General features: G+C 41.5%; 11 protein-coding genes. 4 read left to right on the forward strand and 7 right to left on the reverse strand.

Annotated elements, in window-relative coordinates; all coding sequences use genetic code 11:
* Positions 1-47: 47 nt before the first annotated feature.
* Together I6L31_RS05930 and ndhC are read right to left on the reverse strand one after the other, a co-directional pair.
* Positions 48-725 (reverse strand): NuoB/complex I 20 kDa subunit family protein, encoded by a 678-nt coding sequence (locus tag I6L31_RS05930; protein WP_004987404.1) that lies wholly within the window; start codon positions 723-725, stop codon positions 48-50.
* Between the two features lie 6 nt (positions 726-731).
* Positions 732-1,283, reverse strand: a complete 552-nt coding sequence (ndhC, locus tag I6L31_RS05935; protein WP_004987406.1) for an NADH-quinone oxidoreductase subunit A — start codon at positions 1,281-1,283, stop codon at positions 732-734.
* A 683-nt stretch (positions 1,284-1,966) separates the two neighbouring features.
* Here ndhC and I6L31_RS05940 point away from each other — a divergent pair.
* Positions 1,967-2,323: a hypothetical protein gene (locus I6L31_RS05940; protein WP_004987409.1), complete on the forward strand. Its 357-nt coding sequence runs from the start codon at positions 1,967-1,969 to the stop codon at positions 2,321-2,323.
* Positions 2,324-2,354: 31 nt separating this feature from the next.
* Here the strand turns inward: I6L31_RS05940 and bfmS are convergent, their stop codons facing one another.
* Both bfmS and bfmR read right to left on the reverse strand, forming a co-directional pair.
* Positions 2,355-4,016, reverse strand: a complete 1,662-nt coding sequence (gene bfmS / locus I6L31_RS05945) for a sensor histidine kinase BfmS (protein ID WP_005005224.1) — start codon at positions 4,014-4,016, stop codon at positions 2,355-2,357.
* A 42-nt stretch (positions 4,017-4,058) separates the two neighbouring features.
* Complete coding sequence (bfmR, locus tag I6L31_RS05950) at positions 4,059-4,775, reverse strand: response regulator transcription factor BfmR (protein ID WP_005005226.1); 717 nt, start codon at positions 4,773-4,775, stop codon at positions 4,059-4,061.
* Positions 4,776-5,322: 547 nt separating this feature from the next.
* Here bfmR and I6L31_RS05955 point away from each other — a divergent pair.
* The 3 genes from I6L31_RS05955 to I6L31_RS05965 all read left to right on the forward strand — a co-directional run bounded on the left by I6L31_RS05955 (position 5,323) and on the right by I6L31_RS05965 (position 9,762).
* A complete protein-coding gene (locus I6L31_RS05955; protein WP_005005227.1) occupies positions 5,323-8,148 on the forward strand; it encodes a ribonucleoside-diphosphate reductase subunit alpha in 2,826 nt (941 codons plus the stop codon).
* Positions 8,149-8,205: 57 nt separating this feature from the next.
* Positions 8,206-8,337 (forward strand): preprotein translocase subunit YajC, encoded by a 132-nt coding sequence (locus tag I6L31_RS05960; protein WP_171063255.1) that lies wholly within the window; start codon positions 8,206-8,208, stop codon positions 8,335-8,337.
* A gap of 141 nt (positions 8,338-8,478) precedes the next feature.
* Positions 8,479-9,762: a ribonucleotide-diphosphate reductase subunit beta gene (locus I6L31_RS05965; RefSeq protein ID WP_004987419.1), complete on the forward strand. Its 1,284-nt coding sequence runs from the start codon at positions 8,479-8,481 to the stop codon at positions 9,760-9,762.
* A gap of 691 nt (positions 9,763-10,453) precedes the next feature.
* Here I6L31_RS05965 and tnpC read toward each other — a convergent pair.
* From tnpC to tnpA, 3 genes are all read right to left on the reverse strand, one after another.
* On the reverse strand, positions 10,454-12,037 hold the full coding sequence (tnpC, locus tag I6L31_RS05970) for an IS66 family transposase (protein ID WP_035271574.1): 1,584 nt from the start codon (positions 12,035-12,037) through the stop codon (positions 10,454-10,456).
* A 74-nt stretch (positions 12,038-12,111) separates the two neighbouring features.
* On the reverse strand, positions 12,112-12,447 hold the full coding sequence (gene tnpB, locus I6L31_RS05975) for an IS66 family insertion sequence element accessory protein TnpB (RefSeq protein WP_005001008.1): 336 nt from the start codon (positions 12,445-12,447) through the stop codon (positions 12,112-12,114).
* Entirely contained in the window at positions 12,444-12,905 is a 462-nt protein-coding gene (gene tnpA, locus I6L31_RS05980; protein WP_005001013.1) for an IS66-like element accessory protein TnpA, read from the reverse strand. Before tnpA ends, tnpB begins: the two co-directional genes overlap by 4 nt.
* Positions 12,906-12,915: the final 10 nt, after the last annotated feature.

Here is a 12,915-nt window from a genome sequence, read left to right on the forward strand (position 1 = left end):
CTGATGAAACATATCCAATCGATATATCAAAACTTCATCATGAATAATTATTTAATTTCATCCATAGAGCGTAGGTTTTTCACCGCAATACGCTCAGCATTTTTGCGATCGCGTTCTGGCATCATCTTTGGCTTATACACTGGCTTAAGATCATCACCGATTACGGCAGAAAGTGGACGGCGCTCTAATTGAATTTGGTCTTGGAGTAGCATTAATGCTTGGATTAATGCTTCAGGACGAGGCGGGCAACCTGGGACGTACACGTCAACAGGAATAATTTTATCGACGCCCTGTACAACCGAATAAATGTCGTACATACCGCCTGAATTTGCACAAGCCCCCATGGAAATGACCCATTTTGGCTCAAGCATTTGCTCATAAAGACGTTGAATAACGGGCGCCATTTTGACAAAACAGGTTCCAGCAACAATCATCAAGTCAGCTTGACGCGGTGAAGCACGAATAACCTCGGCACCAAAACGTGATAAATCATGCACACCTGTTAAGGTGGTTGCATACTCAACGTAACAGCATGAAGTCCCAAAGTTAAATGGCCAGACTGAGTTTTTACGTCCCCAGTTGACCACATTATGCATCACATCTTCCAGACGGGTCATGAAGACATTTTTATTGACTTCTTCTTCAAGCGGATCAGTGACAATTTGGCGTTCTTGCAAAGGATATTGATCAGCACTCGGATTCGCACGGGTTAATGTATATTTCATCCCGAGTTACTCCTGTTCAGATGAGGTTTGAGTCGCTGAAATAGACTTCATACGACCTGAGGATTGAGCTGGAATGTGACCTGTAGGGTCCATCACCAACTCCTCAATAGAATTGAAGCGGGTAATATCAGCAATATTCATCTGTGCAGAACCCACTTTGGCCTTAATTCCTGCTGATTTACGACGATCTGCTGGTGCCCAGTTCAATGCACCTACAGCAAATGCATAAACTAAAGCAATCAATAAATCGACAACAAAAATTACAACCGTCGTAAAACCAAGCCAACCCACTTCACGGACAGAGGTTGCCCATGCGTATAAGTAAAGTGCTTCAAGGTCAAAAACAACGAAGAAAATCGCGACCAAATAAAATTTTGCAGACAAGCGGATACGTGCCCCACCTGCGCTCACAACACCTGATTCAAATTGCTCTTGCTTCGCGCGCCCCCACGATTTACCCCCTAGGAGCAAGGGAACGGTAAGCATAAAAACGCACAGAAATGTAACACCGATCACGAAGGCAATAGTTGCCCATTCGTATGGAGTAATGGCACTCATGCGGGGATAACTCCTGGCAGGCCTATTATTTAACAAAGAATGTATGTATTGGCCTTCAAATACACCAAACATAAAATTAATCCCGCCAATTGTACCTGATTTCTAATTTCTGTTGCTAGGTGAAGTACCTTAGTCTTTAGGATGATTTTTTGGACAATTTTAGAAAATATAGGGCTTGAACGCTAAATCCACTGGTATTTATCGGTTTATCAAATCAATTCTCATATTATGATTATTTTTTTCATTTTCTTACATTTTAACCAATATTTCGGACAATTTTGTCCTAAATCATGATTACACCTTTAACCATCACTTATCCTGTATTTTTTTGAATTATTTTGCTATTTTCTCAAGAAATACTCTCAATCTCAAACTTAGCTTAAAATCAGCCTACATTAAACGGTGATTTTGCTGAAAATTAAAGCTCTAAAAGACTATCTCAAGTTCAAAAGAGCATGCTATTTTAAGAAGTAGATCATGCTGAACTCGAGTGGTATTTTTTACTTCAATTCAAATTTGGATTGAAATAAAACTGATTAAACAAGCAGAATTTCTAAATGAGGAAAATATATAAAATTAGATCTATAAATCTTTGCAATTCAGTTACATGCTTTAATTAACTTTATACACATCAACCTTGAGCCAATGTGTATGCTAAAAACAAAGAATAAGGAGTAAAATCAATGAGTCTGCACTATACACATAAGCCTAACTACTTTCTTTATGCTCAATTGCTCATTCGACATATTCAAGAATATGTGCAAAAGCATCCCGATGCAGACAATGCAATTTTTGATTTACGTGATATTTATGATCTGTTTCGTCAGGATCTCGCATCAACCACAACCAATCTAGAAGGTATTCTTAACATAACGGACGAGTATCGTATTGAAACCATCAATGGTGATCAAAAAATTATTAGTGGTTATAAAATCGATGCGGAAAATAACTTTCTCTTAATCGATTTTGATCAAGATGCTTTAACGAGTTTACGCGCAGGCAAAGCCCTGATTGCACCAGATGCGACCTTACAAGAATAAACTGATTCAAATCAGGCAAAAAGAAAGCACTCTAATGAGTGCTTTCTTTTTGTTTTGACAGATTTTTTTGTTTAAGCTTTTGATTAAAGCGTTTTGCTGGCCAAAGCATAATAAAACGTGCACCACCCAAATCAGGACTTTCATCCACACTAATGGTTCCACCAAACCAGTAGGCAATCCGACTCACAATAGATAACCCTAAACCATAACCACCTGAAGCTCGTGTACGACTATCATCCAGACGAGCAAAAGCTTCAAAGATACGCTTCCGATCTTCTTCAGGAATACCAGAACCATCATCCTCTACACAGACAAAAGCATTTCCATCTGCGCGGATACCACCACTCAAGCGAACTTTATGATCACAATGACGTACTGCATTACCCACCAGATTTTGTACAACACGATGCAAATAACGACGTTCTGCATCTGCTATCACATAATTCGGTGGCGGTATCAGCTCAATTTCTTTTTGAGTTTTTAGCGCCTCGGTTTCAACGGCGACCTGATCCAACACATCAATCAGAGCAATTTCCTCAAAATCCAGCGAAGGTGTCCCCTGCTCTAGCTTGGCATAAGTCATGATCTCATCAATTAAGGTATTTAAGGCCTCAATATCTTTATCAATCATTTCCATTTGCTGAATCCGATAATTGTAATCATCTTCTTCAGCCAGCATTTCCATCCCGAAACGGACGCGTGCCACAGGCGTTCGTAGCTCATGCGAAACTGCGCGCATCAATTCGCGCTGCGCTTCAATCAAACGCTGGATATGATCTGACATATTGTTATAGCTCGATGCCAGATTGGCCATCTCATCACTACCATCAATAGGCACCCGCAAAGATAAATCGCCAGACTTCATACGATTTAGAGCAAATCGTACCTGTCTGATTTTTCTCTCTAGCGGCAAGATCAGTCCATAAACCCCCAAACTCAACAGAAATAAGCTAAATAGGGTAATTCCTGCCGACAACTGAAATGGCATCCAATTAAACATAGGCACGGGACCTAAAACCAAAACCTCAGTCAGATTATTCGGCATCGGAGAAACAATAGAGATTGTGGTTCCACGTACCGTAGCGCTGTCTTTATACAACATCACACTTTGATCCTGACGCAAACGACCAATTTGCTCAGAATCCAGCTGGATATCTTTAACATCCTGAATGGTGATTGGATAAGAAAAATGCTTTTGAATACGATTAATGTATTCTTTTTCCTGACCTGGATAATAAATCAAGTAGTCCAAAATAAAGATGGGAAGCGCTTTCATTTGGCGCTCACCTATTTTATCTACTTTGACATAGAGGAAATGTTGATTGTCTTCGGGCAAACCAATAATGACGTAAGCAATGCTATTTTCAGCATCATAACGAACAACTGATTTTTGTTCTTCAATACGTTTCTTTTCTGTTCTGGAAAGCTCAATTTTATTTGACGCCACATAATAAATCGGCAGTTCAAGTAAATCAGAGGCATCTGAAATCCAGTCCAGTTTTTGTTGTTCTCCCGGCTGTCGAGCAACACCTTCACTGATGACAAAAGAAATACCATCCGTCAGGGATTCACGATATTCCTGAGCACGTTGGTAATTGATGATCTGAACCAGCAAGTAGCCAAATAAAGCCACCAACATAACCAAGACCACCAAACCCGCATAAATGCGTAAGAAGATACTGTGTTTAAACACTCGATCAACCTTATTGGGAGATTTTTACTAACAATGGATGTTTCACATACCATTAGTTTCTTTTACAAATAAATAGCCTTTACTACGTACAGTTTTGATACGTTTCGGGTTCTCTGGATCATCGCCAATTTTTGGACGAATGCGTGAAATACGCACATCAATCGAACGATCCTGTCCATCGTATTCAATCCCACGCAGACGCTCAAAAATATCTTCACGAGACAAGATACGACCTGCATTTGAAGCCAATAGCCAGAGTAAGTCATATTCCGCACTAGTGAAATCGACTAGATCACCATTCAAGGTCACTGAGCGTCCACCATTATCGATGACCAAATCATCAAATTCGATGCGTTGTGCTACTTCATCTTCAACCGTTTTATCAGTACGACGTAACAAAGCACGAATGCGCGCCAATAATACACGAGGCTGTACTGGTTTAGCCACATAATCATCTGCGCCCATTTCCAGACCCAAAACCTGATCCATATCTTCGGTACGCGCAGTTAACATCAAGATCGGCGAATGGTAGTGAGGACGTACTTCTCGACAAACGGTTAAACCATCGGCACCAGGTAACATCACATCGAGTACAACAAGATCAGGCTGTTCACTGATAATACGACGGATTGCACGATTACCATCTGTTTCAACCCCAACCTCTAGTCCATTACGAATCAGATATTCCTGTGTTAGACGTGCAAGACGCTCATCATCTTCAACAATCAGAATCTTAGGTAACTTTTCTTCCTGGCTCATACAATGCCCCTATTTATATATTTAAGTGTATCTGTTTAAAATCCGACAGATAGACATGCTTCATAGAAAGCAATATACACACGTTTACATTGTAAACAAGTCCTTGTTCACCAAACTGATACACGCCAGTTGTATTTTGTTGCAATTTTATTAGCTGTTGAATTTTCAGTGATTTTATTATTTTGGTTTAAAAATTACCACTTATCTTAATTCACTAAATAGTACGTATAAATATTAAACAAATTATTTCTATAGCCGCTTTTTAAGCCTGTAAATGTCTGTTTTTTGAGTTATCCACATAGTTATCTATACGTAATTTTTTAGGACTTTGCTAAGCTATGCATCGCAGAATCAGACAGATAATGAATGAATAAAAAATTAATAAAATGTCAAGATTGATATCAGATTAAAATTCCCGTATCTTGTGTTTAAAACAAACACTAACCACTAAGTCTTGTGTTTATTCCTCAAATATCGAGCCACCTTTTTTGCCCGATTGAAACGGTCCAATGAACATAACTATAGATGACAATGGAGCTATGCTGACATGAGCGTAATCACTTCAACTCCTGGCCAACTTCAGGTGATTAAACGCACTGGGGAAGTTGCTGTATTTGATGCAGAGAAAATTTCCGTTGCGATTGGTAAAGCATTTCTGGCGGTCGAAGGACAACAAGGTGCAGATTCAAGCCGTATTCACGACCGTATTACTCAACTTACAGAAATGGTCATGAATACTTTCAATCGTCGCTTACCTTCTGGCGGTACGATTCACATTGAAGAAATTCAAGATCAGGTTGAACTGGCCTTGATGCGTACAGGCGAACAAAAAGTTGCGCGTGCCTATGTCATCTATCGTGAACAACGCGCTAACGCTCGTCAACAGGCCGGTGCAAATCATCACCCGACTTTACAGATTACGGATGCCAATGGTCAGCTCCAACCATTAGATCTCGATGCGCTATCAGCAGAAGTTGAGAAAGCGGCTGAAGGTCTGGAAGGGATTGATGTTCAAGCGATTGTTGATGAAACAGTTAAAAACTTATATAACGGCGTGAAAGCGAGCGATATTGCCACGACAATGATGATGGCAACACGTACCCGCATTGAACATGAGCCAAATTATACCTATGTCACTGCGCGTTTATTGCGTAATGAACTGGTTGCCAAAGGTCTTGAATTTTTAGGTTTACCTGAAGATACGCTTGAAAGTGATGCGCTTGAAATCTTCCTGAAAAAAGGGGTTGAACTTGAGTTACTCGATCCAGAATTATTAAACTTTGATCTTGCCAAACTTGCAGCAGCAATCAAACCAGAGCGATCAAATCAGTTTACTTATTTAGGTTTACAAACACTATACGACCGTTACTTTATTCACTCAGATGGCATACGCTACGAACTTCCACAATTGTTCTTTATGCGTGTTTCCATGGGGCTGTCCATTAATGAAGCCAATCGTGAAGAACGTGCCATCGAGTTTTATGACTTATTGTCTAGCTTCGACTACATGGCATCTACGCCGACCCTATTTAACTCAGGCACATTGCGTCCGCAGTTATCTAGCTGTTATTTAACCACTATTGGTGATGACCTCTACAACATTTATGGAGCCATGCGTGACAATGCAATGCTATCAAAATGGGCAGGCGGTTTAGGTAACGACTGGACACCTGTACGTGCCCTGAACTCTTACATCAAAGGCACCAATGGTAAATCTCAAGGTGTTGTTCCTTTCCTGAAAGTCGCCAATGATACTGCGGTTGCCGTAAATCAGGGTGGTAAGCGTAAAGGTGCGGTGTGTGCGTATCTTGAAACATGGCATCTAGATATCGAAGAGTTTTTGGAATTACGTAAAAACACAGGTGATGATCGCCGTCGTACCCATGACATGAACACCGCTAACTGGGTGCCTGACCTCTTTATGCAACGTGTGTTTGAAGATGGTGAATGGACATTATTTACCCCGTCCGAAGTTCCAGATTTGCATGATCTAACAGGTCAAGCTTTTGCTGAACGCTATGCGCATTATGAAGCGATTGCTAAAGAGCAAAACTTCCTTTACAAGAAAGTTCGTGCTCAGGACTTATGGCGTAAAATGCTGTCGATGCTGTTTGAAACAGGTCATCCGTGGATTACATTTAAAGACGTATGTAACTTGCGTTCACCACAGCAACATGTGGGTGTGGTTCACTCATCAAACCTATGTACTGAAATTACCCTAAATACTAATCAGGATGAAATTGCAGTCTGTAACTTAGGTTCGATCAACCTTGTACAACACGTACAAGGCGGCGCTTTAGACCGTGAAAAATTGGCACGTACCATCAAAACAGCCGTGCGTATGCTCGATAACGTCATCGACATTAACTACTATGCTGTACCACAAGCCAAAAATTCAAACCTAAAACATCGTCCTGTTGGTATGGGTATCATGGGCTTCCAAGATGCTTTATACGAAATGAATCTGGCGTATGGCTCTGATGAAGCAGTTAATTTTGCTGATGAGTCGATGGAAGTCATTAGTTACTACGCCATTCAAACTTCAAGTGATCTTGCGCTTGAACGTGGTGTTTACTCGACCTTTAAAGGTTCACTCTGGGATCAAGGTATTTTACCAATCGACTCTTTAGACCTTGTTGGTAGAACACGCCCTGAACGTATGTTTGAAGTGGATCGTACTCAACGTTTGGACTGGGATACTTTACGTACCAAAGTGCAAAAAGATGGTATGCGCAACTCAAATGTCATGGCGATTGCACCAACTGCTACGATTTCTAACATTTGTGGCGTGTCTCAATCGATTGAGCCGACATTCCAAAACCTGTATGTGAAATCTAACCTTTCTGGTGAATTCACCGTGATCAACCCTTACCTTGTTCGCGCATTGAAAGATCGTGGTCTTTGGGATAGCGTGATGGTCAATGATCTGAAACATTTTGAAGGTTCAGTACAAAAGATTTCACGTATTCCAGAAGAACTGAAAGCGATCTTTGCCACTGCATTTGAAGTTGAGCCACGCTGGATTGTGGATGCTGCCTCACGTCGTCAAAAATGGATCGATCAGGCACAGTCGCTGAATCTGTATATTGCAGGTGCCAACGGTAAGAAACTGGATATCACTTATAAAATGGCATGGTTACGTGGTCTAAAAACTACGTATTACCTCCGAGCTTTAGGTGCAACCTCGGCTGAGAAATCCACCATCAATACTGGCGCATTAAACGCAGTTAAAGCAACTACGGTTGCAGCCCCTGTTGCAGCAATTGCTCAGGAAGTAAAGCCTGAAGTGACAGCAGAAGATGGTTTCACGACGGCAGCACCAGTACCAATGGCTTGTTCAATCGACAATCCAGACTGTGAAGCTTGTCAGTAATGACGAATACGCAAGGAAATATCAGAACAATATTTCCTTGCACAATAAAAGGTAAAGATCATGTTACATCTCAGTCATAACTACACATTAGGTCTAGCTGTACTGATTTTTGCCTTTTTATTCTTTTACGCGCCTATGGTTTACGCTTTTTTTAAGATTCGTAATCAACAGCGTAATCAAAATAAGTAGTGGGGATATAGGTTCTATTGAATAATTTTAGAACATCTATCGACAAAACTTAATTTTGCTTACACATAATAAGCGTATAGTAATGGCATCTTCGTAGAAAGGTGTCAATAAAGATATTAACAACGAAGAGAGAATTTGATTATGTCTATCCTGAGTTGGGACGATTTCGAAGATGATTCGCAAAAACCGGCTGCACCTGAACACAAGTCTGCGCCCGTCGAACCGCAAAAAGCGCCAACTGCGCCGCTGGTATCTGATGCAGAGCCATCATCGCCGCGTGTGGCAAATGTACAACCCGCTGGAACCGCTACCAGCCGATCAACAGATTCAACCGATTCGGTGGCTCGAGCATCTGAATCCTTAAAAAATCTGGATATTACAGTGGGTCTGGAAGAGCTTGAAACGGGTGCAAATCGCGTACAAGTTGATGATAAAGCCATGATCAACTGTCGTGCGGACTTAAACCAGTTAGTGCCATTTAAATATGAATGGGCTTGGCAAAAATATCTGGATGGGTGTGCCAACCACTGGATGCCGCAAGAAGTCAACATGAACCATGATATTGCATTATGGAAGTCTGAAAATGGTTTGACTGAAGATGAACGTATTATTATTAAACGTAATCTTGGCTTTTTCTCGACTGCGGATTCTTTAGTTGCCAATAATTTGGTTCTGGCGATTTATCGTTTAATTACCAATCCTGAATGTCGTCAGTACATTTTACGTCAGGCGTTTGAAGAAGCGATTCATACGCATGCCTATCAATATTGTATTGAATCTTTGGGTATGGATGAAGGTGAAATCTTCAATATGTATCATGAGATTCCAAGTGTGGCGCGTAAAGCAGCTTGGGGCTTGAAATATACGCAATCTTTGAGTGATCCAAAATTTGAAACAGGCACACCTGAAACTGATCAGCAATTATTACGTAATCTGATTGCATTTTATTGTGTACTTGAGGGAATTTTCTTCTACTGCGGCTTTAGTCAAATTTTGAGTATGGGTCGTCGTAATAAAATGAACGGTGTTTCTGAACAGTTCCAGTACATTTTGCGTGATGAATCCATGCATGTGAACTTTGGTATCGATATGATTAACCAAATCAAGATCGAGAATCCGCATTTGTGGACAGCCGAGTTCCAACAAGAAGTCATTCAAATGATTCTTGAAGGTACCTTGCTTGAAATCGAATATGCGCGTGACACAATGCCACGTGGCGTACTAGGCATGAATGCAGCGATGATGGAAGAATACTTAAAATTCATCTGTAACCGTCGTTTGGCTCAGCTTGGCTTACCTGAACAGTATCCAGGTGTGAACAATCCATTCCAATGGATGTCTGAGATGATGGATTTGCGTAAAGAGAAGAATTTCTTCGAGACTCGTGTGACAGATTATCAGACCGGTGGGGCGTTGAGCTGGTAAGTTAAAATCTCTCTAAATTAAAGCATAAGTTGAAATTTATAAAGCATAAGCTGAAATAAATTAAACTATAAGCTGAAATCCAGAAAAAACAAAAAGATAATGTCATAAATTATTATGGCATTATCTTTCACTTCAAAATATTAATGAAATAATCCCAACAAATATAAGTAATTTTCGTAAAAAACTTCTAAGAAAGCCATAGTTAAAAATTATTTCATCTTATGGTTTTAATTTTATGCCACCAAAATATTTCACTCACCTCATGTGACATATAAGCAGTAAATGATAGTTGCTATGAGATTTTTGACACATATTTCGAAATTATTACATTAACGTAAAGTGATCCATTTAATGCTATTTTCTACAAATGGATGTTATCGACAGATAATATAAAAGGAGCCTATTAATTAGTCTCCTTTTATATAGATAGAGAAATAAAACTTACCTCCCTAATAATCAGTTTTGAAGAAACCTAATATAAAAGCTTATTTTCAATAAAAAACACATCATAATACCCCCTTGCCTTTTAACCACAAAAATATTGAAGTTATTATTTAGAAGCAATTAATAGAAAAATAAACAAATCTTTTTTAAACAAGCTACTAATAAAAATATCTCCATCGAAAATAAAGTATAAAAATTCAAAAACCATTTAATAAAGGTAAGCGTCCGCTGAACCCCATACCAATTTTTAATTCGATTTAGGTTTCCAGCAGTGTGGCAGTAACTCTTCAATCTGGGTCGCTTTATGTGTCGGCAGCCTTTTCAGCACATCACTTAGATAGGCATACGGATCCAGCCCATTCAGCTTTGCTGACTGGATTAAAGTCATGATATTGGCTGCTCGTTGACCACTGCGCAGCGAACCTGCAAATAGCCAGTTCTTTCGTCCCAAGGCCCAGGGGCGCATTGAGTTCTCTGCCCAGTTATTGTCAATGGGTAGATTACCATCATCCAGATAGCGGCAGAGTGCCTGCCAACGTTTTAGGCTGTAATTGATCGCCTTGGCAGTTGGAGAACTCGATGGCACCGTCAGATAATGTTGGTTGAGCCATTCATACAGTTGTTGCATCACCAGTTGACTATGCTTTTGCCGATATTCGCGGCGGTGTTCTGCTGTACTATCGGTCTTTTTCCTGAGTTCTGCTTCTATCGCATACAGTTTCTGAATCATCAGTAATGCCTGTTCAGCGATCTGACTTTTCCCAGTCACATGTAGCTCATGGAATTTACGACGTGCATGCGCCATGCAGCCCACCTCAATGACCTGGCCTGATTTAAAGCGTGCTTTATAACCACTGTAATCGTCACAGACCAGATGACCCTGCCAGCCATTCAGGAACGCTTCAGCATGCTGACCTGAACGACTATCCTGAAAGTCATAGATCACTGCCTGAACTGGATTGTACTGTGTGGTGGCATAGGCCCAGACATAACCTTTCTTCGGTTTTTTCTCATTCTCACCCATCCGCATAATGGTGACCGGCGTTTCATCGGCATGGATCACCCGCTGTTGCAGCACCACCTGTTTTAAGGCATTGGCCAGAGGTTCCAGTTCTACACCGCAGCGACCAATCCAGTCAGATAACGTGGATCTGGACAGATCAATGCCCGCCCGCTGATAGATCAGGCGCTGACGGTACAGCGGCAAATGATCGGCATACTTCGATACCAGCACATGGCTGAGCAGTTCAGGACTGGCAATACCTTTATCAATCACATAGGCGGGCATCGCTTGCTGAGTCAGGGTGTCACACTGATCACAGACCCATTTGCCACGTACATGCTGTTCCTTATAGAACTGTGCCGGTCTGAAATGCAGTTTTTCACTGATATCTTCGCCGATACGACGTAACTGGCAGCCACAACTGCATTGGGTTGATGCAGGTTCATGCTCAATACGGATGGTGTGTAGATGATCCGGCAGCAGTCGACGTTTAGGTTTGTTGACTGTGGCTTTCTCTGTCGCTGCATCGGTTTTATCTGCATTTAGCCGTTCCAGTTCTAGATCAACCGCGGCAATATCTTCTTCAACCGCTTCATCCCAGAGATGGATTTGTTTTGCCGTTAAGTGTTCATTCTTTTGGGCGAATTTGTGCTGTTTAAATAGTGCGAGTTCATGCTCGTATTTTTGATTGAGAATAGAAAGATGTTGAACTTTGGCATCCAATTGTTGGTTTGATTGTGCTAGAGACTGATGCTGCAGCGCCAACTGCCTGGTGAATTCCAGCAGTTGTGTATGGGTCAGTTGGCTTAAATCAGGCAGCGTATTCATGACCACAGTATGGCTGAGATCATGAATATGTGTAAATAAAACGTTTGGAGAATAGCAGAATGGATGAGCTTGGTTTAGAGCATTGTTACCACTTGCTGCAGTCCGATTCTCTGCCAAGCTAAACCTTGGATCAGTGCCTGTAACTGTTCCGGGCTGATCGCCACGGTTTCACCCTGGTGAACCTGAGCCCAGTGAAATTTACCCTGTTCCAGTCGTCGGGCACACAGCCAGACACCCAGTCCATCATGCACCAGCACTTTCATGCGATGACCACGTTTATTACAGAACAGGTAAGCGCAGTGTGGTTTGATATAGCCAAATGCTCTCAGCACCTGAGCCATGGCAGTATCCATACCTGCACGCATATCCATCGGCTGGGTAGAGAGCCAGATTTCATCGATACGGATCATTTGATCAAGCCCTGAAGTAAAGGCAGTAATTCCATTGCAGATTCCACCGGCCAGTCGATCTCGATCATCTGATCCCTTGCGGAACCTTGTTCCTTATGCAGTGGAATCCTGATATGAGCGACAGCATTCTTCTCCGGCACAGGTGGTGGAGGTGTTTCTTGTTTAGTTGCGTCAGGTGGCAGAGGTGCTTCTTGTCTGACTGGCGTCGGGTGAAGAATGACGGGAAGAAAGTCGGTCTGTGGACTGGGTGGGCTTTTTAATGCCGGGACCATTGATCTGGACTGGCGAATCCATTTATGTAGCAGATTGGCATTGACCTGATGTTGCATTGCCACCTTGGCCACCGATGTGTCTGGCTGCAGGCAAAGCTCGACCAGGTGCTGTTTAAACTCAGTTGCGAAGATTCTGCGGGTTCTTTCTGTCGTTTGTTCAGTGTCTATAAAAGTGTCTAAGGCCATAAACATAATG

This window comes from Acinetobacter septicus, from assembly GCF_019355975.1.
GTDB classification, from domain to species: Bacteria; Pseudomonadota; Gammaproteobacteria; order Pseudomonadales; family Moraxellaceae; genus Acinetobacter; species Acinetobacter ursingii.